This is a genomic window from Inhella proteolytica (genome assembly GCF_016093275.1).
GTDB classification, from domain to species: Bacteria; Pseudomonadota; Gammaproteobacteria; order Burkholderiales; family Burkholderiaceae_C; genus Inhella; species Inhella proteolytica.
On sequence record NZ_JAEDAK010000010.1, the window covers coordinates 80,274 to 105,439 of the forward strand.

At 69.3% G+C, this 25,166-nt stretch carries 29 protein-coding genes; 18 read left to right on the forward strand and 11 right to left on the reverse strand.

Features of this window, described 5'->3' with window-relative positions; translation table 11 throughout:
* Nucleotides 1-47: 47 nt before the first annotated feature.
* From I7X39_RS23705 to I7X39_RS14865, 4 genes are read left to right on the forward strand one after another with little or no spacing between them, the layout of a single operon-like run.
* Entirely contained in the window at nt 48-764 is a 717-nt protein-coding gene (locus I7X39_RS23705) for a methyl-accepting chemotaxis protein (RefSeq protein ID WP_310739932.1), read from the forward strand.
* Nucleotides 761-1,363: a hypothetical protein gene (locus I7X39_RS14855; protein ID WP_198111936.1), complete on the forward strand. Its 603-nt coding sequence runs from the start codon at nt 761-763 to the stop codon at nt 1,361-1,363. Before I7X39_RS23705 ends, I7X39_RS14855 begins: the two co-directional genes overlap by 4 nt.
* A gap of 11 nt (nt 1,364-1,374) precedes the next feature.
* Entirely contained in the window at nt 1,375-2,343 is a 969-nt protein-coding gene (locus I7X39_RS14860; protein ID WP_198111937.1) for a chemotaxis protein CheX, read from the forward strand.
* Nucleotides 2,344-2,378: 35 nt separating this feature from the next.
* Nucleotides 2,379-2,744, forward strand: coding sequence for a response regulator (locus I7X39_RS14865; protein ID WP_198111938.1), 366 nt, complete (start codon nt 2,379-2,381; stop codon nt 2,742-2,744).
* A 46-nt stretch (nt 2,745-2,790) separates the two neighbouring features.
* Here I7X39_RS14865 and I7X39_RS14870 read toward each other — a convergent pair whose 3' ends face one another.
* From I7X39_RS14870 to prfB, 3 genes are all read right to left on the reverse strand, one after another.
* Nucleotides 2,791-3,804 carry a class 1 fructose-bisphosphatase gene (locus tag I7X39_RS14870; RefSeq protein ID WP_198111939.1) on the reverse strand — a complete coding sequence of 338 codons (1,014 nt, stop codon included), beginning with the start codon at nt 3,802-3,804 and terminating at the stop codon, nt 2,791-2,793.
* Nucleotides 3,801-6,458, reverse strand: coding sequence for an aminopeptidase N (pepN, locus tag I7X39_RS14875; protein WP_198111940.1), 2,658 nt, complete (start codon nt 6,456-6,458; stop codon nt 3,801-3,803). The genes I7X39_RS14870 and pepN overlap by 4 nt, the downstream gene beginning before the upstream one ends.
* 54 nt (nt 6,459-6,512) lie before the next feature.
* Nucleotides 6,513-7,617 (reverse strand): peptide chain release factor 2 gene (gene prfB, locus I7X39_RS14880; RefSeq protein WP_198111941.1). Its coding sequence is split into 2 segments (ribosomal slippage): nt 6,513-7,535 and nt 7,537-7,617, totalling 1,104 coding nucleotides; the frame shifts between segments, so codons are not numbered across the junction.
* A gap of 196 nt (nt 7,618-7,813) precedes the next feature.
* Between prfB and I7X39_RS14885 the strand changes: the two genes are divergently transcribed.
* From I7X39_RS14885 to I7X39_RS14925, 9 genes are all read left to right on the forward strand, one after another.
* Nucleotides 7,814-8,110: a hypothetical protein gene (locus I7X39_RS14885; protein WP_198111942.1), complete on the forward strand. Its 297-nt coding sequence runs from the start codon at nt 7,814-7,816 to the stop codon at nt 8,108-8,110.
* The gene (locus I7X39_RS14890) at nt 8,101-8,658 is read left to right on the forward strand and encodes a tetratricopeptide repeat protein (RefSeq protein WP_198111943.1); all 558 of its coding nucleotides are present in this window, start codon (nt 8,101-8,103) and stop codon (nt 8,656-8,658) included. Before I7X39_RS14885 ends, I7X39_RS14890 begins: the two co-directional genes overlap by 10 nt.
* A 71-nt stretch (nt 8,659-8,729) precedes the next feature.
* Nucleotides 8,730-8,987 carry a DUF4212 domain-containing protein gene (locus I7X39_RS14895; protein WP_198111944.1) on the forward strand — a complete coding sequence of 86 codons (258 nt, stop codon included), beginning with the start codon at nt 8,730-8,732 and terminating at the stop codon, nt 8,985-8,987.
* 1 nt (nt 8,988) lies between these two features.
* The gene (locus I7X39_RS14900; RefSeq protein WP_198111945.1) at nt 8,989-11,115 is read left to right on the forward strand and encodes a VC_2705 family sodium/solute symporter; all 2,127 of its coding nucleotides are present in this window, start codon (nt 8,989-8,991) and stop codon (nt 11,113-11,115) included.
* 68 nt (nt 11,116-11,183) lie between these two features.
* Complete coding sequence (locus I7X39_RS14905) at nt 11,184-13,073, forward strand: DUF294 nucleotidyltransferase-like domain-containing protein (RefSeq protein ID WP_198111946.1); 1,890 nt, start codon at nt 11,184-11,186, stop codon at nt 13,071-13,073.
* Nucleotides 13,070-13,762, forward strand: a complete 693-nt coding sequence (locus I7X39_RS14910) for a 3'-5' exonuclease (RefSeq protein WP_198111947.1) — start codon at nt 13,070-13,072, stop codon at nt 13,760-13,762. Before I7X39_RS14905 ends, I7X39_RS14910 begins: the two co-directional genes overlap by 4 nt.
* A 24-nt stretch (nt 13,763-13,786) precedes the next feature.
* Entirely contained in the window at nt 13,787-14,560 is a 774-nt protein-coding gene (locus tag I7X39_RS14915) for a transporter substrate-binding domain-containing protein (RefSeq protein ID WP_198111948.1), read from the forward strand.
* The gene (locus I7X39_RS14920) at nt 14,560-16,272 is read left to right on the forward strand and encodes an ABC transporter substrate-binding protein (protein WP_198111949.1); all 1,713 of its coding nucleotides are present in this window, start codon (nt 14,560-14,562) and stop codon (nt 16,270-16,272) included. The genes I7X39_RS14915 and I7X39_RS14920 overlap by 1 nt, the downstream gene beginning before the upstream one ends.
* A 132-nt stretch (nt 16,273-16,404) precedes the next feature.
* A complete protein-coding gene (locus I7X39_RS14925; RefSeq protein WP_198111950.1) occupies nt 16,405-16,623 on the forward strand; it encodes a hypothetical protein in 219 nt (72 codons plus the stop codon).
* A 1-nt stretch (nt 16,624) separates the two neighbouring features.
* Here the strand turns inward: I7X39_RS14925 and I7X39_RS14930 are convergent, their stop codons facing one another.
* A complete protein-coding gene (locus I7X39_RS14930; protein ID WP_198111951.1) occupies nt 16,625-17,509 on the reverse strand; it encodes an alpha/beta fold hydrolase in 885 nt (294 codons plus the stop codon).
* Nucleotides 17,506-18,159: a hypothetical protein gene (locus I7X39_RS14935; protein WP_198111952.1), complete on the reverse strand. Its 654-nt coding sequence runs from the start codon at nt 18,157-18,159 to the stop codon at nt 17,506-17,508. Before I7X39_RS14935 ends, I7X39_RS14930 begins: the two co-directional genes overlap by 4 nt.
* 54 nt (nt 18,160-18,213) lie before the next feature.
* On the opposite strand from I7X39_RS14935, the gene ybaK reads away from it, so the two are divergent.
* From ybaK to I7X39_RS14955, 4 genes are all read left to right on the forward strand, one after another.
* Nucleotides 18,214-18,708 (forward strand): Cys-tRNA(Pro) deacylase, encoded by a 495-nt coding sequence (gene ybaK / locus I7X39_RS14940; RefSeq protein WP_198111953.1) that lies wholly within the window; start codon nt 18,214-18,216, stop codon nt 18,706-18,708.
* 84 nt (nt 18,709-18,792) lie between these two features.
* Entirely contained in the window at nt 18,793-19,407 is a 615-nt protein-coding gene (gene plsY, locus I7X39_RS14945) for a glycerol-3-phosphate 1-O-acyltransferase PlsY (RefSeq protein ID WP_198111954.1), read from the forward strand.
* A gap of 23 nt (nt 19,408-19,430) precedes the next feature.
* Nucleotides 19,431-19,772, forward strand: coding sequence for a RidA family protein (locus tag I7X39_RS14950; RefSeq protein ID WP_198112040.1), 342 nt, complete (start codon nt 19,431-19,433; stop codon nt 19,770-19,772).
* Nucleotides 19,769-20,188 (forward strand): hypothetical protein, encoded by a 420-nt coding sequence (locus I7X39_RS14955; protein ID WP_198111955.1) that lies wholly within the window; start codon nt 19,769-19,771, stop codon nt 20,186-20,188. The genes I7X39_RS14950 and I7X39_RS14955 overlap by 4 nt, the downstream gene beginning before the upstream one ends.
* On the opposite strand, the gene I7X39_RS14960 is transcribed toward I7X39_RS14955, so the two are convergent.
* The 6 genes from I7X39_RS14960 to I7X39_RS14985 are packed head-to-tail and all read right to left on the reverse strand — an operon-like array spanning nt 20,171 to nt 24,377.
* Nucleotides 20,171-20,794, reverse strand: coding sequence for an L-threonylcarbamoyladenylate synthase (locus I7X39_RS14960; RefSeq protein WP_198111956.1), 624 nt, complete (start codon nt 20,792-20,794; stop codon nt 20,171-20,173). The two genes, I7X39_RS14955 and I7X39_RS14960, sit on opposite strands and share 18 nt — an antisense overlap.
* 11 nt (nt 20,795-20,805) lie before the next feature.
* Nucleotides 20,806-21,282: a TlpA family protein disulfide reductase gene (locus I7X39_RS14965; protein WP_198111957.1), complete on the reverse strand. Its 477-nt coding sequence runs from the start codon at nt 21,280-21,282 to the stop codon at nt 20,806-20,808.
* Entirely contained in the window at nt 21,279-22,166 is an 888-nt protein-coding gene (locus tag I7X39_RS14970; RefSeq protein ID WP_198111958.1) for a hypothetical protein, read from the reverse strand. Before I7X39_RS14970 ends, I7X39_RS14965 begins: the two co-directional genes overlap by 4 nt.
* A 9-nt stretch (nt 22,167-22,175) precedes the next feature.
* Entirely contained in the window at nt 22,176-23,069 is an 894-nt protein-coding gene (locus I7X39_RS14975) for an FAD:protein FMN transferase (protein ID WP_198111959.1), read from the reverse strand.
* Nucleotides 23,069-24,172, reverse strand: a complete 1,104-nt coding sequence (locus I7X39_RS14980; protein ID WP_198111960.1) for a DUF3570 domain-containing protein — start codon at nt 24,170-24,172, stop codon at nt 23,069-23,071. The genes I7X39_RS14975 and I7X39_RS14980 overlap by 1 nt, the downstream gene beginning before the upstream one ends.
* Nucleotides 24,159-24,377 carry a DUF4266 domain-containing protein gene (locus tag I7X39_RS14985; RefSeq protein WP_198111961.1) on the reverse strand — a complete coding sequence of 73 codons (219 nt, stop codon included), beginning with the start codon at nt 24,375-24,377 and terminating at the stop codon, nt 24,159-24,161. The genes I7X39_RS14980 and I7X39_RS14985 overlap by 14 nt, the downstream gene beginning before the upstream one ends.
* A gap of 90 nt (nt 24,378-24,467) precedes the next feature.
* Between I7X39_RS14985 and I7X39_RS14990 the strand changes: the two genes are divergently transcribed.
* Entirely contained in the window at nt 24,468-25,163 is a 696-nt protein-coding gene (locus I7X39_RS14990; protein WP_198111962.1) for a DUF3047 domain-containing protein, read from the forward strand.
* Nucleotides 25,164-25,166 lie beyond the last annotated feature (3 nt).

Consider the following 25,166-nt stretch of genomic DNA (forward strand, 5'->3'; position numbering starts at 1 on the left):
GAGCCTTCGGGCGGACGGAAACCACTATGCCGACTTGGATCTGGGGAATGCTGGCCGGACTCGCGCTGGGCGGCGGCGCGGGCTGGTTCTGGGCGCAGCGCGCGCGCCAGACCGGCTTTGGCGCCCGCGCTGTCGATGCGGAGCCGGCCGGGGGCGCACGCGAGGCCAGCCTGCGGGAAGAGCTGGACGCGCTGCGCGCCGACCTGGCGCAGGCCCAGCGCGAACTGCAGGCGGCCGAGCGGGCCGCTGCCTCTGAAACCGCGAGCGCGCGGCACGAGGCCGATGAGCTGCTGAAGAATCTGCGCAGCGGCAACGCCCAGGCGCGCGGCGAGGCACTGAAGCACATCGAAGGCCTGGGCCAGCAGCTGGGCCAGATGCACGAGGTCGTGCGCACCTTCGAGCGCTGGGAGCAGGAGATGCACCACCTGCTGGCGCACAACCGCGAGATGCACAGCCGCAACGAGGAGTTCGCCTCCATCGTCGAGCAGGTCGTGATCGTGGCGCTGAACGCGTCCATCGAGGCCGCGCGCGCGGGCGAGCATGGCCGCGGTTTCGGGGTGGTGGCGGCCGAGATCCGCAACCTGGCCGGTCGCGCCGAGCGGCTCTCGAAGGAATACCGCGCCAATCTGTACAAGAACGACATGATCACCACCGCCACCTTCCAGGACTTGCAGGCGGGCAGCAAGATGATCACGTCGGCGATCTCGGGGCTGGATCTGATGAGCAACCGCGCACGCGACTCGGTGGGGGCGCTGGAGTCATGAGGGCCTCCTTCGGCGCCAAGCCGGCCGCCGCGCCCACCGTCGGCCTGAGCGAGCGCGCCAAGACCAGCTTCGACCGCCTGGTGCAGCACGCCCTGGCCAAGGCCCTGGCGCCCGAGGGCGAGCAGGGTCAAGTGCACATCGCCCAGGAGCTGCCGCGCAAGCCCAAGGAGAAGAAGGCCGTGGTGCTGACGATCGCCAGCCCCGAGTTCCGCCTGGTGCTGGCGCTGCATGTGCGCCTGGACGCCGAAGGCAAGCAGCATTTCGCGCGCCTGAACCGTGTGGACGCCGCGGAGTGGAGCGAACAGGCGTTCGTGGATGCGGTGTCCGAGTGCGGAAACATCTGCGTGGGCACGATGAACCGCGAACTGGGGCGGCACTTCACGCATGTCGGCATGTCCACGCCCAATCTGCTGGAGCGCGAGGCGCTGGCTTACCTGGACGCCCTGGGGGCGGGCCACCGCCGGCTGTACCAGGTCAGCGGCCTGGGCCTGGATTTCTACGCCACGCTGTTCGTGTCCGCCTTCGTGCCGCTGGATTTCCACGCCGAGGTGGAAACCGAGGCCGAAGAAGCCGACGCCGGCGAACTGGAAATGTTCTAAGGAAACGCACCATGCATGCCGCCGCCAAACTGCAGGTCAAGGTGCTGGTGCTGGAAGAGGAGGGCGGTGCGGCCGAAGCCCTCAAGGCCTTCTGCGAGGGCGCGGACCTGCTGCCCGTCAAGGTGCAGCCCGAGCACCTGATGGCGGTGCTGCGCTCCAGCATCGATCTGGGCGCGCTGTTCCTTTCCGAGAACTACGCCTGCCAGGGCCTGCAAGGGCGGCGCCTGGCGCACGAGCTGCACCGCATCCGGCCCGAGCTGCCGATCTTTCTGCGCTGCGCCGAGCACATCGCCTTGAGCGAGGCCGATCAGCGCGTGGTGCGCCACGCCTACCGGCTGGAGCAGCTGGAGGACATGGCGGCCGTGATCCAGGTCTCGCTGTTCTCGCTCGTCTACCCTGAGCCCCTGGTGCGCGGCATCTCGGAGCTGACCCAGCAGGCCCTGCAAGGGCAGTTCAAGGGCATCACCCTGCTGGCCGAGGCCCCCATCATCGTGCGCGACCGGCTCATCTACGGCGAGGTCTATTCGCTGATTCCGCTCGAAGCCAGCTGGTGCCGCGGCTACATGATGCTGCAGATCGAGGAACGCGGCCTGCAGCGCCTGCAGTCGCATCAGCTGGGTGAGGTCGAGGCCACGCACCGCGACTCGATCCGTGCCATCAACAACGTGTTTTCCGAGACCACCAACCTGATCTGGGGCGCGTTCAAGAACCGATTCATCGCCTGCGAGGACGCGACCCTGAGCAAGATGACCCAGGTCCCCATCGTCATCAACCACCCGCAGCGCTACATCTCCTTCGGCAGCGAAGACCCGCAGCTGTGCTTCCGCTACCACCTGTGGGACAACGCGCTGCAGCAGGGCGAGGCCATCGAGCTGCACCAGCGCTTCGTCTTCAACCTCAGCTGGTCGCCCGAACTGTTCCGTGAGAACCAGGCGGCGGCCGATTCGATGCTGGCTTCCGGCGAGCTCGAACTTTTCTAAGTCCAACACCCCGAAACTCCCGAAAGCAGAGACCCATGGCACAAGTTCTTGTCGTCGACGACTCCAGCACCGTGCGCGATGAAGTGGCCGGTTTCCTCAAGAAGAACGGCCTGGACGTGGCGACCGCCAACGACGGCCGCGACGGCCTGGCCAAGCTCAAGGCCGACCCCAAGATCAAGCTGGTGGTCAGCGACGTCAACATGCCGAACATGGACGGTCTGACCATGGCCGAGAAGATCCGCGGCGAGTTGGGCAATAAGACGGTCAACATCGTCATGCTGACCACCGAGAACAGCCCGGTGATGAAGGAGCGCGGCAAGGCCGCCGGCGTCAAGGGCTGGATCGTCAAACCCTTCAAGGGCGATGCGGTGATCGCCACCTTCAAGAAGCTGTGTGAGTAATGAAAAGGGGCCCCGCAGGGCCCCTTGATGCGGAAGCTGGCGACGCTCAGTCGCCTTGCTCCAGGTGGTAGCGCGTCACCCGCTCCACCTCGTTCTTCGAGCCCAGCACCACCGCCACGCGCTCATGCAGCTTGGTGGGGGTGATGTCGAGGATGCGCTGCTTGCCGTTCGTGGCCAGGCCGCCGGCCTGCTCGACGATGAAGCCCATCGGGTTGGCCTCGTACATCAGGCGCAGCTTGCCGGCCTTCTGCGGTTCGCGCGCGTCCCAGGGATACATGAAGATGCCGCCGCGGCAGAGGATGCGGTGCACGTCCGCCACCATGCTGGCGATCCAGCGCATGTTGAAGTCCTTCTCGCGCGGACCCGTGGTGCCGGCCAGGCATTCGTCGATGTAGCGCTTCACCGGCGGGGCCCAGTGGCGCAGGTTCGACATGTTGATGGCGAACTCCTTGGTGTCGGCCGGGATCCTGACGTTGTCCTCGGTCAGCACCCAGGAACCCATCTCGCGGTCCAGCGTGAACATGGCCACGCCGTCGCCCACCGTCAGCACCAGGGTCGTCTGCGGGCCATAGATGCAGTAGCCGGCGGCGGCCTGCTGCTTGCCGGGCTGCAGGAAGTCTTCCTCGCTGACGCCACGGTGGTTGTTAACCTTGCGCAGCACCGAGAAGATGGTGCCGATGCTGACGTTGACGTCGATGTTCGAGCTGCCGTCGAGGGGATCGAACAGCAGCAGGTACTCGCCCTGCGGGAAGCGGTTCGGCACCAGATGGATGGAGTCCATCTCCTCGGAGCCCATCGCGGCCAGGTGGCCGCCCCACTCGTTGGCCTCGATCAGCACCTCGTTGGCGATGATGTCCAGCTTCTTCTGCACCTCGCCCTGCACGTTCTCGCTGTCGGCGCTGCCCAGCACATCACCTAGCGCGCCCTTGTTGACGCTGATGGCGATGCGCTTGCAGGCGCGGGCGACGACCTCGATCAGCAGGCGCAGCTGCGGCGGGATGCTGTTGTTCTGGCGCTGTTGTTCGACCAGGTACTGGGTCAGGCTGATGCGGGAGCTCATGCGACCTCCAGGGCCTTGGTGACGATCTCGCGCACATCATTGCTGAGCGTGCTGCGCTCGGCCAAGCGCTGCAGCGCCACCTTGGCCGCGCCACGGAAGGGCTCGGCCAGCGTGGCCCAGCGGTCCATGGCGCGCGCCAGGCGGCTGGCGGCTTGCGGGTTGATGGCGTCGAGGTGCGCGACCTGATCGGCCCACAGCACATAGCCGCCGGCATCGGCGCGGTGGAAGGCGCCGGGGTTGAAGTTGCAGAACTGCACCAGCAGGCTGCGCGCGCGGTTGGGGTTCTTGAGCGTGAAGTCCGGGTGCTGCAGCAGCTTCTTGACGCGCTCGAACACCTTGCCGTCGCGCTCGGGGGCGCGGGCTTGCAGCATGAACCACTTGTCGATCACCAGGGCGTCGTGCGCGAACTGGGCATGGAAGTGCGCGAGCGCGGCGTCGGCCAACGGCGCGTGCGCGCTCACCAGTGCGGCCAGGGCGCCAAAGCGCTCGGTCATGTTGTCGGCGTCCTTCACGCGCTGGTAGGCCTTGCCCGGCCACACCGGCTCGCCGCTCAAGGTGGAGGCGCGCACCAGCAGGCTCAGGGCCAGATTGGCCAGCGCGCGGCGGCCGGCGTCCTCGGCGCTGGGGCGGTAGCCACCGCTCACCTGATGGGCTTCGAAGGCCCATTCCCAGTCGGCGCGCAGGGCCTGGGCGATCTGCGTCCAGGCCGCTTCCACGGCGGTGTGGATGGCCTGCGGGTCCACCACCTGCAGCTGCTCGGCCAGGTAGGCGGCCTCGGGCAGGCGCAGGGCCTCGGCCTTGAAGGCGGCGTCCAGCTGCGGGTGGCGCAGCACGGCGCGCATGGCGTCCAGGTAGGCGGCATCCAGCACCAGGGGCTGGCCGGCGCGCACGGCGCCGAGGATGCGGTTCAGCGCCAGGCGCTGGCTGGCTTCCCAGCGGTTGAAGGCGTCGCTGTCGTGCTGCAGCAGGTTCAAGAGCTGGGCGTCGCTCAGGCCGTCGTCCAGCAGCACCGGGGCCGAGAAGCCGCGCAGCAGCGAGGGCGTGGGCTCCACCAGCACGTTGACGAAGTGGAAGGCCTGCTCGGTCTGCTCCAGCAGCAGCACGGTCTCGCTGCCGTGGCTGGCCAGCTCGCCTTCCCACTGCAGCGGCAGGGCCTGGCCCTCGGGGCCGAGCAGGCCCATGCGCACGGGGATCAGCTGGGGCAGCTCGCCCTTGCCGTTGTGCTGGCTCAAGCGGAGCGTGTAGCGGTGCGACTCGGCGTCGTACTGGCCACGCGCCGTCACGCGCGGCGTGCCGGGCTGGCTGTACCAGCGTTTGAACAGGTCCAGCTGGCTGGCCAGCTGCGAGCCCGGGTTGGCATCGGCCATGGCCTGAGCGAAGTCGTCGCAGGTCACGGCCTGGCCGTCATGGCGCTCGAAGTAGAGCTTGAGGCCCTTGGCAAAGCCCTCGCGCCCCAGCAGGGTCTGGTACAGGCCCACCACCTCGGCGCCCTTTTCGTAGACGGTGGCGGTGTAGAAGTTGTTGATCTCAACGTAGCTGTCCGGGCGCACCGGGTGGGCCATCGAGCCGGCGTCCTCGGGGAACTGCACGGCGCGCAGGGCACGCACCTGCTGGATGCGCTGCACGGCGCGGGCCGAAGGGCTGCCGGCCATGTCCATGCTGAATTCGCGGTCGCGGAAGACGGTCAGGCCTTCCTTCAGCGAGAGCTGGAACCAGTCGCGGCAGGTGACGCGGTTGCCGGTCCAGTTGTGGAAGTACTCGTGCGCGACGATGGCTTCGATGCGCTGGAAGTCGGCGTCCGTCGCCGTGGCGGGGCTGGCCAGCAGGGCGCTGGTGTTGAAGATATTCAGGCCCTTGTTCTCCATCGCGCCCATGTTGAAGTCGCTGACTCCAACGATCATGAAGCGCTCCAGGTCCAGCGGCAGGCCGAAGCGCGCCTCGTCCCAGACGATGGAGGCGATCAGCGAGTTCATCGCGTGCTCGGTCTTGTCCAGGTCGCCGCGGCGCACAAACACCTGCAGCAGATGGTCCTTGCCCGAACGGGTGCGGATGCGCTGCTCGCGCGCCACCAGATCGGCCGCCACTACGGCGAACAGGTAGCTGGGCTTGGGGAAGGGGTCGTGCCACTTGGCGAAGTGCTTGCCACCGTCCAAGTCGCCTTGCTCCAGCAGGTTGCCGTTGCTGAGCAGCACCGGGTACTTCGTCTTGTCGGCGCGCAGGGTCACCGTGTAGACCGCCATCACATCGGGGCGGTCCAGGAAGTAGGTGATGCGGCGGAAGCCTTCCGCCTCGCACTGCGTGAAGAAGCCGCCACCCGAGGTATAGAGGCCACTCAGGGCGGTGTTCTTCTCGGGGCAGCAGGTGTTGCGAATGACCAGCTCGAAGTCGCGGTCCGGCGCGTCGATGGTCAGCTCGTTGCCGTCCTGGCGGAAGCTGACGGGTTCGCCGTCGATCATCACGCGCAGCGGCGTCAGCTCCTCGCCGTGCAGCACCAGCGGGCCATGCGGCTGGTTGGCATTGCGCTTGACGGCCAGTTTGCTGGTGACCAGGGTCTTGGCGGGGTCGAGGTCGAGCGTCAGGTCGACCGTGGCGATCCAATAGGTGGGCGCCTGGTAGTCGTGGCGGTGGATGACGTGGGCATGGCCTTCGCGCATGGCTGGCTCCTTCGCGGATATGGAAAAAGCCCGGCTGGGGCCGGGCTGGAACGATCAGACGCCCTGCTTGAGGGATTCGGTGATGAAGGCGTCGAGGTCGCCGTCCAACACCTTCTGCGTGTTGGAGATTTCGACGTTGGTGCGCAGGTCCTTGATGCGGCTCTGGTCCAGCACGTAGCTGCGGATCTGGTGGCCCCAGCCCACATCGGTCTTGCTGTCCTCGAGCTTCTGCTGCTCGGCCATGCGCTTCTTCATCTCGTGGTCGTACAGGCGCGAGCGCAGGCGGCGCCAGGCGACGTCGCGGTTGCTGTGCTGGCTGCGGCTGTCCTGGCACTGCACCACGATGCCGGTGGGGAGGTGCGTCAGGCGCACCGCCGAGTCCGTCTTGTTGATGTGCTGGCCGCCGGCGCCGCTGGCGCGGTAGGTGTCGGTGCGCACATCGGCCGGGTTGATGTCGATCTCGATCGAGTCATCAATTTCCGGATAGACGAACAGCGAGGCGAAGCTGGTGTGGCGGCCGCCGCTGCTGTCGAAGGGCGACTTGCGCACCAGGCGATGCACGCCGCTTTCCGTGCGCAGCAGGCCGAAGGCGTACTCGCCCTCGACCTTGATGGTGGCGCCCTTGATGCCGGCCACGTCGCCCGGGGTCTCGTCCTCGATCGTGTACTTGAAGCCCTTGCGCTCGCAGTACTTGACGTACTGGCGCAGCAGCATGCCGGCCCAGTCGCAGGCCTCGGTGCCGCCGGCGCCGGCCTGGATGTCGATGAAGCAGTTGCTCGGGTCCGCCGGGTTGTTGAACATGCGGCGGAACTCGAGCTCCTCGACGGCGGCCGTCAGCTTGGCGGTCTCGCCTTCCAGCGTCTCGATCGAGTCGTAATCGTCCTCGGCCTTGGCCATCTCGAACAGTTCGAGGTTGTCGGCCAGATTGGACTCGAGGTGATTGATGGTCTCGACCACGCGGTCGAGTTCGCGCTTTTCCTTGCCCAGTTCCTGGGCCCGCTTGGGCTCGTTCCAGACGGCAGGGTTTTCGAGGGCGGCGTTGACCTCGTTCAGTCGCAGGGCTTTGCGGTCGTAGTCAAAGATACCCCCGGAGCGCGTCGGTGCGCGCGCGGAGGTCATTGATCAGCGTGCCCAAGGCATTGATGCGTTCGGCGTCCATGTGCTTCGTTCGGTTGGGGGCCCGTCAGGGAAGGGCGCCAGGGTGGCGCGGCGCGGGCCGTTGAAGGGCGCGGATTCTCTCATGTCACCCCTGCGGGTAAGCCCGGGGAGGGCTTACGCGGCGCTGACAGCTTTTGTCAGAAAGCCGTAAGCGCCGCAGCCGCACCATGCCTGCACCCCAAAGCAGAGGAGCCGCCATGCTGCTCAGCGTCACCCTCATCAAGCTGCTGGCCGAGATCGCGCTGATGGCGTTGATCGGCCGCTGGTTGCTCGGCCTGCTGGCCGGCAAGCAGCGCGAGTCCAATCTGTTCTACCAGGTGCTGGGCATCGTCACCCGGCCGGTGGAACGCCTCACGCGCGCCATCAGCCCGCGCCAGGTGCTGGACCGCCACATCCCGCTGGCCACCGGCTTGCTGCTGGCGTCCACCTGGTTCATCGCCACCTTGCTGAAGGTGCAGACCTGCGTGCAGATCGGGGTCGAGCAATGCCGCTGATGCTGCTGCTGCGCGGCTGCGCCTGGCTGCTGCTGGTGCTGGGCCTGCAGCGCGCGGCGCTGCGGGTGTTCGACCGCATGCTGGCGCTGGACCCCGGCCACGCCTTCGCCCGCGCCAGCCGCGCACACCTGCGCGCGCAGGCGGGCGAGCGCGGCGCCGCCATTGCCGATCTGCAGCAGCTGCTGGCCCAGCGCCCGGCCGACGCTGCCACCTGGTTCAACCTCGGCTTCTTGCTGGAGGCCGAGGGCCGTGCCGCCGAGGCCGAGGCCGCGCTGCGCTGCGCCGTGCAGCACGACCCCAAGCTGGATCGCGCCTGGTACGGCCTGGGCCTGAGCCTGCTGCAGCTGGGCCGGCATGAGGAGGCCATCGCAGCCTTCAAGCGCAATACCGAGCTGCAGCCCCTCAGTCCTTATGGCTGGACGCAGCTGGCGCGCGCGCTGCTGCGCCACAACCAGCCCGGTGAGGCGGCCCGCGTCGTCGAGCACCTGAGCGGCTTCGAGCCCCAGGTCGCCGAGGCCCTGCGCCGCGAGCTGGGCACCGTTTCCTGAGCGCCGGCCTGATCCCACCAAGCCGGTAACCCGCACCACCCGGTGCTGACACGAGCGAAGCCGAGGAGACCATGCAGTTAACCGAAAAGCATCGCCAGTACTGGCAGAAGAACCTGCGCATCACCGCAGTGCTTCTGGCCATCTGGTTTGTGGTGACCTACGGGGTCGCCTTCTACGCCCGCGACTTGAACTTCACCTTCTTCGGGTGGCCCTTCAGCTTCTGGATGGCCGCGCAAGGGGCGCTGATCGTCTATGTCGTCATCATTTGGTTCTATGCCCACTACATGAACAAGCTCGATCTTGAACATGGCGTGGCCGAGGAGGAATGACATGGCAGGCATTGCACCCAGCGCCACCGCCGGCGGCAGCTCCAAGGCAGCCAACGCGGCCTTCAAAAAGCAGCTCAACAAGGTGTACGGCTGGTACACCGGCGGTTTCATCGCCTTCATCATCTTTCTGGCCATTGCCGAGCAGATGGGCCTTTCGCGCCAGGCCATCGGCCTGACCTTCCTGGCCGCCACCGTGCTGCTTTACGCGGGCATCGGCTTCATGAGCCGCACCAGCGACGCCAGCGAGTACTACGTGGCCGGCCGGCGCGTGCCAGCGGTCTACAACGGCATGGCCACGGGGGCGGACTGGATGTCCGCCGCCAGCTTCATCGGCATGGCCGGCACGCTCTACCTGGGCGGCTACGGCGGCCTGGCCTTCATCATGGGCTGGACCGGCGGCTACTGCCTGGTGGCGCTGTTCCTGGCGCCCTATCTGCGCAAGTTTGGCCAGTTCACCATCCCCGACTTCCTGGGTGCGCGCTATGAGGGCAATCTGCCGCGCATGCTCGGGGTGCTGGCCGCCATCCTCTGCTCCTTCACCTATGTGGTGGCGCAGATTTATGGCGTGGGCCTGATTACCGCCCGCCTCACCGGCCTGGAGTTCACGGTCGGCATCTTTGCCGGCCTGGCCGGCATCCTGGTCTGCTCCTTCCTGGGCGGCATGCGTGCCGTCACCTGGACGCAGGTGGCGCAATACATCATCCTGATCATTGCCTACATGATCCCGGTGGCCTGGCTGTCGGTGAAGCAGACCGGCGTGCCCATCCCTCAGATCGTCTACGGCTACCAGCTGGAGAAGGTGACGGCCAAGGAAAAGCTGATCCAGGCCGACCCGAAGGAGCTGGAGGTCATCGCGATCTTCAAGCAGAAGGCCGCGGAGTTCGACGCCAAGCTCAAGGACGTGCCGGCGGCGCTGGCCGCCGACAAGGCCGCGGCCGAGAACAAGCTGGCCGAGCTGAAGGCCGCCAACGCACCGCTGGCCGACATCCAGGCCGCCGAGAAGGCGCTGGCCGCCGTGCCCAAGGACGAGGCTTCGGCCAAGGACAGCTGGGCCAAGGCCAAGAAGGCCAACGAGGACCGCGCCAAGCCCCTGGCTGGCATGCCGGCCCATGCGGCGCAGTTCAAGGGCGACCCGAACGGGGACGCCAAGGCCAAGGAGGCCTTCGACGTCGACCGCCGCAACTTCCTCGCCCTGGTGTTCTGCCTGATGGTGGGGACGGCCGCGCTGCCGCACATCCTGATGCGCTACTACACCACCCCGTCGGTGAAGGAGGCGCGCGAGTCCGTCACCTGGTCGCTGTTCTTTATCTTCCTGCTGTACTTCACCGCGCCGGCCCTGGCCGTGCTGGTCAAGTTCGAGGTCTTCAACAACCTCGTGGGCACGCCCTTTGACCAGCTGCCGGCCTGGATTGCCAGCTGGGCCAAGGTCGATCCGGGCCTGCTGTCGGTGACCGACATCAACAAGGACGGCATCTTCCAGCTCGGCGAGATGAAGATCGGCGGCGACATCATCGTGCTGGCCACGCCCGAGATCGGCGGCCTGCCCTATGTCATCAGCGGCATGGTGGCGGCGGGCGGCCTGGCGGCGGCGCTGTCCACCGCGGACGGCCTGCTGCTGACGATCGCCAACGCGCTCAGCCACGACGTCTATTACAAGATGATCGACCCGAACGCCTCGACCGCTCGCCGCGTCACCATCAGCAAGATCCTGCTGCTGGTGGTGGCCCTGTTGGCGGCCTCGGTGGCGGCGCAGAAGCCCGCGGACATCCTCTTCCTGGTGTCGGCGGCCTTCAGCTTCGCGGCGGCGGCCTTCTTCCCGGCCCTGGTGCTGGGCGTGTTCTGGAAGCGCGCCAACAAGTGGGGAGCGAGCGCGGGCATCGCCGCCGGCTTGGGCATCACCTTCTACTACATGGTCATGACCCAGCCCTGGCTGCGCTCGGTGTTCGGCGTCACCTCGCCGGTGGAGCTGTGGTGGGGCATCCTGCCCATCAGTGCCGGCCTGTTCGGCGTGCCGTTGGGCTTTGCGGTGATCATCATCGTCAGCCTGCTGACGCCCGCACCCGGCAAGGAGACGCAGGAGCTCGTCGAGCATGTGCGTTACCCCGATCTGAAACTGGGCCGCGCTTGATACTGCGCAAGCCCCGCTGAGGCCCGGGCCCTGCATCATGCAGGGCCCTTTTTCTTTTCCGCCCCGCCATGGCCGACACCCCTTCCGCGCACCTGCTGGCGCAGCAGATGGCGCAATGGCGCCAGCACCACCCCTTCGATGCGATGGCGCAGGCGCCGCTGGAGCAGCTGGTGCGCGCCGCCGACCTGGTGTACTTCGCGCCCGAGGAAGTGATCGCTGCACCCAGCGATGGCGAGGCCCGGCACCTGTACGTCGTCAAGAGCGGGGTGGTGACGGCGCAGCGCGGCCTGGCCGAGCTGGACCGCCCCGGCGAGGGCTGGCAGTACGAGGCTGGTGACTGCTTCCCGATGGCGGCGCTGATGCAGGGCCGTGCGGTTACCGCCACCTACAGCGCCGAGACCGATGTGTTTGCCTGGGCGCTGCCGGCCGAGCTGGTGCGCAGCGTGGCGGCCGTCAGCCCGCCGCTGGCTGCGCACCTGAGCGAGCGCGTGCTGCAGCTCATCAGCCTGGCCAGCCGCGCCCAGGCCCAGGCTGCCACGCAGGCGGCGCTGGCGGAACAGTCGATGGAGCGGCCGCTGGGCGAGCTGATGCGCCGCAACCCGCTGGCGGTGGCGGCGGACATGCCGCTGGAGCTGGCGCTGCGCGCCATGGCCGGCCGGCGCGTGGGCTCGGTGATGGTGGTGGACGCGCAGCAACGTCCGATCGGCATCCTCACGCGCGACGACCTGCTGGAGCGCATCACCCTGCCGCAGCGCTCGCTGGCCACACCCATCCGCGCGGTGATGAGCCAGCCGGTGCGCACGCTCACCGTGCACCACACCGCGCAGGACGCAGCCCTGCTGATGAGCCGCTACACCCTGCGCCATGTGCCGGTGGTCGATGGCGAGAGTCTGGTGGGCATCGTCTCGGAGCGCGACCTGTTCGCGCTCTCGCGCCTGTCGGTGCAGCGCATCGGGGCGGACCTGCGCGCTGCGCAGGAGGTGCAGGAGCTGCGCGAACTGGCGCCCCGCATCCGCGAACTGGCGCGCCACCTCGGCGCCCAGGGCGTGGGCGCGCACACGCTCACCGCGCTGATTTCCCACCTGAACGATCTGCTCACCGAGCGCCTGGTGGAACTGCATGCCGAGCAGCTCGGCCTGGATCTGAGCCAGGCCGCCTGGCTGGTGTTCGGCAGCGAGGGGCGCGGCGAGCAGTCCGTCGCCACCGACCAGGACAACGGCATCGTCTTCCAGAGCGCCAACCCCGAGGCCGACCGGCCGCGCTGGCTGGCGCTGGGCGAGCGCGTCTGCGCCAGCCTGGACGCCTGCGGCTTTCCGCTCTGCAAGGGCGGGGTGATGGCCTCGCAGCCGGACTGCTGCCGCTCGGTCGAGGAGTGGTGCGAGCGCTTCGAAAGCTGGCTGGGCCGCGGCACGCCCGAGGAACTGCTGGCCGCCTCGATCTACTTCGATGGCCGGGCGCTGGCGGGCGCCGTGCAGCTGGCCGAGCCCCTGCGCGCCATTGCGCGCGGCCCGGCCAGCGGCCGCTTCCTGCACCTGCTGACCGAGGCGGCGCTACGCGGCAAGGTGCCGCTGTCCTGGCGCGGCGCGCTCGACCCCCAGGAGCGCGAGGGCCGCCTGGGCCTGGACCTGAAGGCCGGTGGCTCGGCCGTGTTCGTCGAGGCCGCGCGCATCCTGGCGCTGGCGCAGGGCCTGGATGCGCTGGGCACCCGCGAGCGCCTGCTGCGTGCGGGCGAGCAGCTGGGCGTGCCTGCGCCCGAGCGCGAGGGCTGGACGGCGGCCTTCGAGTTCTTGCAGGGCCTGCGCCTGCGCGCCCATCTGGAGTCGCCCGCCGATCCCGACAACCCCAATTGGGTGCTGCTCGAATCGCTCAACGACCTGGACCGCCGCACCCTGCGGGTGTCGCTGCGCGTGGCCCAGCGTCTGCAGCAGCGCCTGCAGCTGGATTACCTGAAGTCATGAAGCCGCTGCTGCAGCGATGGCAGGACTGGCGCGCCGCCGCCGCACGCGAGCAGGCCGCGGCCACGGCCCGGCGCTGGGTGCTGATCGACGTCGAGACCAGCGGCCTGGACATGGTGCGCGACCGCCTGATCGCCGTGGCCGGCGTGGCGCTGCACTGGGAACCGGACCTCAGCGGCGGGCGGCCCTTGCTGCGCGTGGCCGACAGCCTGGAGATCGTGCTGCGCGCGCCGGTGGGCTTGGTGCTCGACGAGGTGGCGCGCCGCAACATCCTGCTGCATGGCATCGGCCGTGGCGAGCAAGGCCAGGGCCAGGCGCCCGAGCAGGCGCTGCAGGCGCTGCTGGCCTTCGTGGCCGGTGCGCCCTGCCTGGGCTTTCATGCCGCCTTCGACGCCGGCATGCTGGACCGCGAGTGGCGCCGCCAGACCGGCCGCCCTTGGCCGGCCGCCTGGCTGGACCTGGCCGTGCTGGCGCGTGCGCTCTACCCCGAATGGCCCGAGCGCCGCACGCTGGACGACTGGCTCGATGCCTTCGGCCTGGCCGCCAGCCAGCGCCACCGCGCCAGCGCGGATGCCTGGGCCAGCGCCGAGCTGCTGCAATGCCTGTGGCCACGCTGGCGTACCCTGGCGGCCGGCCGCCCTCCCTGGACGGTGGCGCGGGAGTTGCTCGCTGCGCGCCGTTGGCTAAGCTGAGGGTCCTGATTCACCGGAGCGCCCATGCCCCTGAGCCGCCGCCAGACCCTCGCCTTTGGTGCGGCCCTGGGCTTGCCTGCGCACGCCGCACTGGCCCCCTTGCAGCTGGCGGCGGAAGTCTTCCCGCCCTTCAGCCAACAGGTAGAGGGCCGCGCCGAGGGCCTGGACTGCGAACTGGTGCGCGCGGTGCTGGGTGGCTTGGGGCGCAGCGCCGAGATCCAGCTGCTGCCCTGGAAGCGTGCCCTGCTGGAGCTGGAGCGTGGCGGCCTGGATGGCGTCATCGGCATCAGCCGCGGCAATTTGAATGAACGCGAGGAGGTGCTGGCCTTTCCGGAAGAACCGCTCGCCGGCTCGCACAGCCATTTCTTTTTCCGCCGCGACCAGCCCTTTGCGTTCGATGGCCTGTTCACGCTGAAAGGGCTGCGTGTGGCGGTGCTGGCGGGCTACCAGTACCCCCCCGACTTCATGGCCGCGGCCTACTTCACGCGCGAGCCCTCCGCCACGCATGAACAGAGCCTGCGCAAGCTGCTGGCCCGGCGCGTGGATCTGGCCCTGGTGCACGCCGGCGTGGGGGAACACCTGCTGCAGCGCGAAAACTGGCAGCGCGAGCTGGTAGCCGACAAGACGCCGATCGCCCCAGGGCGGCTGTACGTGGGCTTTGCGCGCCAGCGTGGCCACACGCAGCTGGCGCAGCGCTTTGGCGAGGCGCTGCGCCGCTACAAGGCCCAGCCGGCCTACCACGCGCTGCTGGCACGCTATGGCGTGCGCCCCGAAAACGTCCAGACCCTGCCCGCCTGATGCAGCGCCGCCCCGCCCTTGCCGCCTGTGCCGCACTCGGCTTTCTGCCCCACGGCTGGGGCGCGCGCGATGCCATCGCCCACTGGGCGGCGCAGTTCCAGCCCAGCTCCCTCAGTGCGCAGGCGCAGCGCGAGGAGCTGGCCTGGTTCCGCGCCGCCGCCGCGCCCTTCCGCGGCCAGTCCATCAAGGTCGTCTCCGAGATCATCGACACGCATGAGTACGAGGCCAAGGTGCTGGCCCCGGCCTTCAGCGAGATCACCGGCATCCAGGTCCAGCACGAGCTGATTCCCGAAGGCGAGGTGGTGCGCCGCATCCGCGAGCAGATGCTCAGGGGCACGCCGCACTACGACGCCTATGTGAACGACAGCGACCTCATCGGAACGCATTGGCGCTACGACGCCACGCTGGTGCTGAGCGACTGGATGCGCGGCGAGGGCCGCGCCCAGACCCTGCCCACGCTGGACCTGAAGGACTTCATCGGCCTGGCCTTCACCACCGCGCCCAACGGCGATCTGTACCAGCTGCCCGACCAGCAGTTCGCCAACCTCTACTGGTTCCGCCACGACTGGTTCAGCCGGCCGGATCTGCAGCGCCGCTTCCAGACCCGCTACGGCTACGCGCTGGGCGTGCCGCTGAACTGGTCGGCCTACGAGGACATCGCCGAGTTCTTCAGCCACGAGGTGCAACGGCTCGACGGCCGGCGCATCTACGGCCACATGGACTACGGCAAGCGCGACCCCTCGCTGGGCTGGCGCTTCACCGACGCCTGGCTCTCCATGGCTGGCCAGGGCAGTCCCGGCTACCCCAACGGCCTGCCGGTGGATGAATGGGGCCTGCGCATGGAAGGCTGCCGCCCGGTGGGCGCCAGCGTGGCGCGCGGCGGCGGCACCAACAGCCCGGCGGCGCGCTATGCGCTGGAGCGCTATCTGGACTGGTTGCGCCGTTTCGCGCCGCCCGGCGCGGCCGAGCTGGACTTCAACCAGGCCGGCCCGGTGCCGGGGCAGGGTGCCATCGCCCAGCAGATCTTCTGGTACACGGCCTTCACGGCGGCCATGTCCAAACCGGGCCTGCCGGTCAACCATGCCGATGGCCGGCCCAAATGGCGCGTCGCGCCCTCGCCGCACGGCGCCTACTGGCAGAGCGGCATGCAGCGCGGCTACCAGGACGTGGGCGCCTGGACCTTGCTCAAGAGCACCCCGCTGGCGCGCCGCCGCATGGCCTGGCTGTACGCGCAGTTCTGCGTCTGCAAGGCGGTGTCACTGAAGAAGAGCCTGACCGGCCTGACCTTCGTGCGCGAGAGCGACATCCGCTCCGAGGCCATGACGCGCCTGGCCCCGCGCCTGGGCGGCCTGGTGGAGTTCTACCGCAGCCCCTCCCGCGTGTACTGGACGCCGACCGGCCCGAACGTGCCCGACTACCCCGAGCTGGCCGAGCTCTGGTGGCAGCACGTCGGCATGGCCAGCGAAGGGCGCGTGGGCGCGCAGCAGGCGCTGGACGACCTGGCCGAGGCCATGGACGCCAGCCTGGCCCGGCTGGCGCGCAGCCAAAACGGCCCCTGCGCCCCGCGCTTGCGCGAGCGCCTGAGCGAGGCGCAGTGGCAGACCCTGCCTGGCGCGGCCCGGCCGCGCCTGGCCAATGAAAAGCCACCCGGCCGCACGATCGCCTACGAGCGCCTGCTACGCATGTGGCAGTTCGGCTCCGACGCCAAATAGGGCCTTCCCCTTCATCCCCATGACGGAGGTCACCCCGGCAGGGGGCGTGCGAGCATCGCCGCCCTTTGTGTGCAACGGCGCTTGGTGCCGAGGGAGCCTGTGATGCTGCGTGTGAGTCTTTACGTTCTTTGCTTGGCTAGCCTGAGCGCCTGTGCCTCGGCGCCGGAGGAGGCCAAGCAGGCTGCCGCCGACGATTGCGTGCGCACCGAAGCGCCGCTGGGCAGCAACATTGCCCGCAAGCAGACCTGCCGCAAGGCCAGTGCCGCCGAGGTGGCGGCCTCGCAGGACGCGCTCCGCAACATTCAGGACAACAACACGCGCACGCCCAGCAGCGTGCGCTCGGCGCAGTAACTCAGCGCAGGAAGTCGCTCAGCAGGGCGGCCAGCGCTTCGGGCTGGTCGTGGTGCAGCATGTGGCCGCAGCCGCTCAGGCGTTCGTGCCGCAGCTGCGCCAGCACCGCCAGGCGGGCCTCCAGCTCGCTGCGCGGAAAGCGGGTGCCCCAGTAGGCGGCCAGGCTGTCGTCCTCGCCCTCCACGAACAGCACCGGCGCGCGGATGCCAGCCCAGCAGGCCAGCACCTCGGCGCTGCGGTACGGCACCCCATGCAGGCGCTTGTGCACGGGATCGGCGCGCAGGCGCCGGCCGCCTTCCACCGGCTCGCTCCACTGCTGCGCCAGCCAGGCGGCGCGGGTGCTGCTGAGGCGCGGGTTGGTCTTGCGCAGGCGCGCGGCCACCGCATCCAGGTCGGCATAGGGGCGCAGCTCGGTCGCTTGCTTCAGTTCGTCCAGCCAGCGCGCGAGCCGCTTGGGGGCCTCACTCACCGGGCTGTCGGGCAGGCCGTAGCCCTCCAGATTGACAAGCCGGTGGATGCGCTCGGGCCGCACGCCGGCGTATTGCATGGCCACATTGCCGCCCATGCTGTGCCCCAGCAGGTCCACGGCCGCGCCGGGTGCGATCAGATCGAGCCAGGCGTCCAGATCGCCCAGGTAGTCGGCAAACCAGTAGGCATCGGCACCGCTGGCCTGGCTGTGGCCGAAGCCGCGCCAGTCCAGCGCCCAGATCGGGCGATCCCCGGCCAGCGCATCCACCAGGAACTGGAACGAGGCGGCCAGGTCCATCCAACCGTGCAGCAGCACCAGCGGGCGGCCCTCGCCGGGCCAGTGCAGCGCATGCAGGCGCAGGCCGCGCAGGGTTTCGAAGCGCGACTGCGCAGCGCGCTGGGGCTGGTAGGTGTTCATCGCGGCCGAGTGTGCCGGATGGCCGAGCCCGGCTTGTCGTTGAAGCAATTGCCGCCGTGGCTGGTGCCGACCTGCAGATGCGAGTCCATGGGCACCAGCTGGTTGGAGCGGTTGGGCAGGGTGCGGGTGCAGCGGCCATCGGGCCAGCGCGTCATGGTGCCGCCGCCGGCCAGCTCAATGGTCACGGGCTCGTTGGCGATGGCGCGGGCCATCCGCTCTTCGGCCGAGTAACGGGGGCTGTTGGCGCGCGGGTCCTGCACGGCCTGCTGGGCCGGGCTGAGGTCCTGGCTGGGTTGCCAGCCCTTGGGCAGGTTCAGATTGAGTGGGCGCGGCGTTGCGGCGCCCTCTGCCGCACTGGCCGGTGCCGCCGGCAGGGTGATGGCGCCGGGGGCCGGCTGGGCGCTGCTGAACTCCGGCACCGGCACCATGGCCGGGCGCGGGGCGGCGGTGGCCAGGGCGCGCGCCGGCGTGGGGGCGGCGGCCGGTGGCGGGGGTGGGGGTAGCTTGAGCGGAATCAGCCGCACCTCGCTGCGCCGGTGCGACGCCTGGGGCAGGCTGCGCTGCTGGATCAAAAGCAGGCCCAGCAGGCCGTGCAGCAGCAGCACGGCGGTGACGGGCAGGGCGGTCTTGCGGGGCGGCTGGTAGGGCAAGGCGCAGGCAGTGACGAAGGGTCGCGCATTCTGCGTCGGCCCAAAATCCGGCACATGAGCAAGAAGTCATCCCATGTCAGCGCCACGCCGGCCACCGATTGGCTGCGCGCGCACGGCATTCCCTTCACGGAACACCCCTACGACTACGTCGAGCACGGCGGCACGGCCGAGTCCGCGCGGCAGCTGGGCCTGGACGAGCATTCGGTCGTCAAGACCTTGGTGATGCAGGACGAGGACGCCAAACCCCTGGTGGTGCTGATGCACGGCGACCGCCAGGTCAGCCTGAAGGAGCTGGCGCGCCAGATCCCCTGCAAGAAGGTCGAGCCCTGCAAGCCCGAGGTGGCGCAGCGGCATTCCGGCTACCAGGTGGGCGGCACCTCGCCCTTCGGCCTGCGCAAGGCCATGCCCGTGTACGTGCAGGCCTCGGTGCTGGCGCTGCCGCGCATCTGCATCAATGGCGGGCGCCGCGGGTTTTTGGTGGGGATTGATCCGCGGGTATTGACCGACGCCTTGGGTGCAAAAGCAGTCGACTGCGCCTCGCCACAATAGCGACGTGACAGCCCCCAGTCTCCTTTCAGTCGCCACCCCCCAGGGGGGCCCTCGTGGCCTCGGGGCGGCCCTTCGCCCACGGACATGAACGACACCCTGCTTTCTCTGCTGGCTACCGTTGCCGCCTACCTGATCGGTTCCCTGTCCTTCGCCGTCATCTTCAGCAAGCTGATGGGCCTGGCCGATCCGCGCTCCTATGGCTCGGGCAACCCCGGCGCCACCAATGTGCTGCGCAGCGGCAACAAGGCCGCCGCCATCCTGACCCTGGTGTTCGACGCCCTGAAGGGCTACCTGCCGGTGCTGGCGGTGCTGATCTGGGGCGAGCGCTACGGCCTGGGCGAGGGCACCGCGGCCCTGGTCGGCCTCGGGGCCTTCCTCGGCCATCTGTGGCCGGCCTTCTTCAAGTTCAAGGGCGGCAAGGGCGTGGCCACGGCGGCCGGCGTGCTGTTCGCGCTCAACCCCCTGCTGGGCGTGGCCACGCTGGCCACCTGGGCCATCCTGGTGTTCTTCACCCGCCTGGTCTCGCTCGGTTCGATTGTGGCGGCGCTGTTCGCGCCGCTCTACCAGGCCCTGATCTGGGATATGGGGCCCATCGTCGGCGCGGCCGGCCTGATGGGCTTGTTGCTGGTGTGGCGCCATGAGGCGAACATCAAGCGTTTGTTTGCCGGCACCGAAAGCCGGCTGGGAGCCAAGAAGTGACAAATTCCGTGCAGCGCGTGGGCATGGCCAAGCGCTACAGCGAAGCCGCCATCCACCACGGCGTGGTCTATCTGGCCGGCCAGGTGGCCGACACCACGGCCGGCCAGGGCATCGAAGCCCAGACGACCGAGGTGCTGGCGATGGTGGACCGGGTGCTGGCCGAGTGCGGCTCCGACAAGCAGCACCTGCTGCGGGTCGAGATCTACCTGGCCGACCTGGCCGACTACGACGGCATGAACAAGGTCTGGGACACCTGGGTAGCGCCCGGCTTTGCGCCGCCGCGCGCCACCGTGCAGGCCCAGCTGGCCAAGCCGGCCTGGCGGGTGGAGATGGTCGTCACCGCCGCGCAGCGGAGCCCGGCGTGAGCGAGCCGGCCCCGGTTGCCGCCGCGCCGGGCTGGACGGTGCGCGCCTGGGCCGGTGTCGGTCTGGTGGTGGCCCTGGCTTTTGCGCTGGCCTGGGGCCTGCAACTGCGGCGTGACACGCGTGAGCGCGAGCTGATCGAGTCGGTGCGCGCGCTCTCGCGCGACGGCGGCCTGCAGATGCTGACGCGCGCCGATTGCCGCGACTGCAGCGCCACGCTGGAGTGGCTGCGCAAGGTCGAGATTCGCGTCGAGACCTGTGATCTGGGCCAGCAGCCGGCCTGCGGCGCGGCCCACCCGCCGCAGGAGCTCAAGCGCCTGCCGGTGTTCGTGGTGCATGGCCGCCAGCTGGTGCGTAGCACCGAGCTCAGCGACCTGCGCGAGGCCCTGGAGGCCGCGGCCTCAAAGCCCCAGCCTTGAGGGCTCGCCCCGCCCCAGCCGCACCAGCTGGGGTTCGCCGTCTGTCAGGTCCACCACCGTGGTGGGCTCGCGCGGGCAGGCGCCCATGCTCACCACCGCTTCGAGCTGATGGCCGAAGCGCTCCAGGATTTCGTCCGGGTCATTGAGCGGCTCGTCTTCGCCGGGCGGGATGAAGGTGGTGGCCAGCAGCGGCTGGCCCAGCTCGGCCAGCAGGGCCTGGGTGACCACGCAATCCGGTACCCGCAGCCCGATGGTGCGGCGGTTCGGGTGCGAAAGCCGCCGCGGCACTTCCTTGGTGGCCGGCAGGATGAAGGTGTAGGCCCCGGGCGTGCAGCTCTTCAGCAGCCGGTACTGGCGGTTGTCCACCATGGCGTAATTGGCCAGCTCGCTGAGGTCGCGGCAGAGCAGGGTCAGGTGGTGCTTCTCGTCCACGCCGCGCACACGGCGCAGCTGCTCGGCGGCGTTCTTGTCGTCCAGGTGGCAGACCAGCGCGTAGCTCGAATCGGTGGGAATGGCGGCCAGGCCGCCCTTGTGCAGCAGCTGGGCCGCCTGCTTGAGCAGGCGGATCTGCGGGTTGTCGGGGTGAACGTCGAAGAGCAGGGCCATGCCCGGCATTTTCAGCGGGGCAGGGCCTGGACGATGCGCGCCTCGAGTTCACCCGCCTCTTCGACCCGAAAGCCGCGGTGTGTCCACAACACCTGGCCATCCGGGGCGATCAGCACCGAGCTGGGCATGCCCTTGATGGCGAAGCGCTTGGCGGCCTCGCCCTGCGCGTCGAAGGCCAGCGCGAAGGCGGCCGGCGTGCGCGCCAGAAAGGCGTCAGCGTCGGCGCGCTGCTTGTCGAGGTTGATGGCCAGCACCTGCAGGCCGCGCGCGCCGTACTTCTTCTGCAGTTCGCCCATCCACGGGAAGCTCTGCCGGCAGGGCCCGCACCAGGAGGCCCAAAAGTCCAGGTAGACGAGCTGCCCGCGCAGCTCGCTCAGCTGTTTGGCGGCCAGCGTGGCCTGGGGCAGGGCGATGTCGGGGGCGGGCTGGCTGGGTTCGGTGGCCTGCGCGGCGCCCGCCAGCAGCCAGGCCAGCAGCGCGGCCCTCATACGAAGCCCAGGCCATTGAGCTGCAGGCCGGTCAGGTCGATCTGCACCAGATTGAGCTCGTGGTCGGCCGCCAGGATGCCCAGGTCATAGGGCTTCATGCCGCCGTCCAGCAGGGCCACGAAGCTGGCGCGGGTGGCGTCGTCGGGGGCCTGGCCCACCACATTGGCGTAGAGCAGGTCCACCACCGCGCCATGGCTGGCATTCGGGCCCAGGCGGGCATCCAGGGCCAGCTGCATCAGGGTGGCATAGGTGTACTGGCCGCTGTCCATCAGGCTCAGGCCGATGCCGGCGTAGCTGCGGTAGTCCTGCAGGCTCAGGCTCGGGCTGTCGAACACGGCGCCGAGGATCTTGGCCACGGTGCCGGCATTGCCGGCGAGGTCGAGCGCGAGCTTGTAGTCGCTGAAGGCCAGGCGCTCCACGTTCTTCAGCGTCAGCGTGGCATTGCCGGCGGTGGCGGTCACGGTCCAGTCCGTCGCGCCCTTGGCCAGCAGGTAGTTGATGCGCGAGAGGCTGAAGTCCACCTGGTCGATGCCGCCCGCGCCGTCGATGTTCTGCGCGCCGGTGCCGGCGGTGAAGCGGTCGTTGCCGGCGCTGCCCACCTGATTGGCCTCGGGGAAAAGGTCGGCCACCTTGACGGTGTCGGTGCCGTTGTTGAACACCAGCACCTCGACGTTGTAGAGAACCGCCTGCATGCCGCCGCCGCTGGCACCGGAGACGGTGTCCACATGGATGGCGCCGTCGGTGCCGCGCGTGATCTCGAAGTAAGAGCGCGGCTGGATGCCGAAGGCGACGGTGTCGGTGCCGCCCAGGCCGTCAATCGTGTACTTGCCGGTCTCGACGATGTTCCATTTGTCGTCGCGCGTGGTGCCGCGGAAGGTGGCCATGGCGGTCTCCTAGGGTAGGGCGTCGCGCAGCAGCGCGCCGTCGGGGTCGATGGCCAGGAAGGGCAGGCCGCTGCGCTTGAGCAGCTCCAGGCCCTCACGCTCCTTCAGCATGGCCAGGCTGCTGAGTGCGCCGGCCGCCACGGTGAGCGGCGCCACCACGCTGACGGAGCGCCAGAAGCGCACCGGCCAGCCGGTGCGCGGGTTCAGCACATGGCAGTAGCGCTGGCCGTCCAGCTCGAAGTAGCGCTCGTAGTCGCCGCTGGTGGCCAGGCCGCCCTGGTGCAGCGGCAGGCTGGCAATCAGCTTGCCCGGCTGGCGCGGGTGCTGGATGCCGATCTGCCAGGGCTTGCCATCGGGCTTGGGGCCGAGCACACGGATGTCGCCGGCCAGGTTCACATGGCCGTGGCGCACGCCGGCGGCCTTCAGCGCGGCGGCGGCGCGGTCGGCCGCGTATTCCTTGCCGAAGCCGCCGAAGTCCAGCTCCATGCCGGCCTCGGGCAGGCGCAGGCTCTTGCCTTCGCGCTCCACGCGCGGCCAGCCGATCAGCGCGAGCAGCGGCGCCAGCTCGTCTGGCTTTGGCAGGCGCGGCTGCTTGAAGTTCCAGGCGCGGCGCAGCACGCCCGAGGTGGGGTCGAACAGGCCGTCGCTGTCCTGGTGCAGGGTGTCGGCAAAGCGCAGCAGGGCCAGGGTTTCGTCGTCCAGTTCCACCGGCTCAGCGCCGGCCTGGGCATTGATGCGGCCGATCAGGCTGTCGGCGCGGTAGCGCGAGTACTTGTGCTCGATGCGCAACACCTCGTCGACGCCGATCTGCGCCAGGCGCTGCGCCTCGGCCTCATCGCCCGCGGCCAGCACGATCTCGGCGCTGCCGCCCAGGGCCTGGAAGGGGTGGCGGAACACCTGCATCAGAGGCTCCGGCTCAGGCCCAGCTGCCAGCTGCGCGCGGCAAAGGGCGCCAGGCCCGTGCTGCCGCTGCCGAGGTACCAGTCGCCACGCTGGGCGTAATGCTCCAGCTTGATGTCGGCCGTCCAATCGGGTGTCGGCTGCCAGGCGAGCTTCAGGCCCAGGGTGCGGGCGCCGAAGGAGGACAGGCGCTGGTCGAGCGAGAACTGCAGCCAGTCCTCGGGCGGCTGGGTGGCGAAGGGCGCGGCCTCGGGGTCGACCTCGACGTAGAAGCGGGCCTTGCGCTGGTTGTGAAGGCGCAGCGAAGGCGTCAGGCTCAAGCCCCAGGGCAGGGGCTGCACGAATTCCAGGCCGGCCGTCTGGGCGCGCACGCCGTAGCTGTCCTGGTAGTGGCGCAGGCTCCAGCGCAGGGTCTGGCCGCCGTCTTCCAGGTGCTGGTGGAGGCGCAGCAGCAGGCGCGTGGCGTGGCGGGAACGCGGGCGTTCGTCGGAGACCTTGTAGGGGTCGTTCAGGTAGCCGCGGGCGCGGTTGTGGCCCAGGGTCAGCTGCAGCAGCTGGCGCGGGTTCAGCACCTGCGTGACGCCGAGCGTCCAGTCCAGCACCTGCTTCTTCTCATCCACCACCAGGCCGGTGACGGGGTTGATGCGGTCGCGGCTCGCACCCAGTCCGGCCGTCCAGGTCCGGTTGCGGTCTTCGGTGGACCAGCTGCCGCTGAGCGCCAGGCCGCGCGAGCGGTAGTCGGCTTCGTTCGACCAGGCGGTGGTCAGGCCGAGGCTGGCGTCGTCGAAGTAATGCGTCAGCGTCAGGTCGGCGGCATTGCGCTCGTCCTTGAGCTGGCTGATGGCGCGGGTGTGGAAGGCCGGCGAGGCGCCTGAGATCGCGTCGTGGATGGCGGTGGCGCCCAGGGCCCAGCGGCTGGAGAGCGGCAGCATCAGCTGCACGGACGGCGCGCGGATGCGCACGCGTTCGCGGCCCGGCTGGTAGTCCAGATAGTCCAGCACCTTGAGGGCGACCTGGCCCTGGTCGGGCGCGCCATCGGCCAGGGTCGGCTCGGCCAGGCCGGGCAGGCACAGGGCCGCGGCGAGCAGGCGACTAGTTGCAGCCACAGCCACTCGCGCCCACGCCGGCGGTGCCGGCAGCGGCTTCCTTGCTGGCGTAAATGTGTTCAGCAAAGCCCGCCTCCAGGCGGTCGGCCTCGAAGCCCATGGCCTTCTTGGCCAGCAGGCCCTTCTCCCAGGGCTGTACCGGGGTGATGGAGCAGGCCGAGAGCCAGCTCAGGCCAAGCACAAGAAGCCAGGTGGGGCGACGCATGGGGCACTCCGCGCAATGGGGTGTGCGGATCTTCGCGCAGGCGCTTGGCCCCTTTGTAAAGCCTGTGTTGCAGCTTGCTACGCTGCTGCCATGTCCGAACACCTGCCCCGCCGTCAGGCCCTGCTGCTGGGGGCCGCCGGCCTGCTGTCGGCCTGTGCCAGCCCGCCGCCGCCCAGCGCCCATCCCGAGGGCTGGCACGAGTTCGCGCTGCCGGGCAAGCGCCGCAACCGCTACCGCAGCGTCGTCAAGGAAGGGCGCACGGCCTTCGAGGCCGTCTCCGATCACTCGGCCAGCCTGTGGCGGCGGCGTCTGAGCATCCCGGCGGCGCGTGTCGGCCCGGTCAGTTTTTCCTGGTGGGTAGAGGGCCTGCTGGCCGAATCGGATGTCAGCGACAGCGCGCGCGAGGACGCGGTGGCGCGCGTCATCTTCGGCTTTGACGGCGACCACCGCCGCCTGAGCGCCGCCACGCGCGCGCAGTTCGAGCTGGCCGAGCTGCTGACGGGCGAGACCCCGCCCTATGCCACGCTGATGTATGTCTGGGAGCGCCGCGCGCCCCTGGAGGCGGTGATCACCAACCCGCGCTCGGACCGCATCCGCAAGATCGTGCTCGACACCGGCGCCAGCCAGCTGGGCCGCTGGCGCGACCACCGCCGCCACCTGGCGCAGGACTTCGAGCGCGCTTTCGGCGAAGCGCCGGGCGATCTGGTCTCGGTGGCCTTCATGACCGACAGCGACAACACGCGCGGACGGGCGCGCAGCTGGTACGGGCCGCTCAGTTTCAGCTGATCT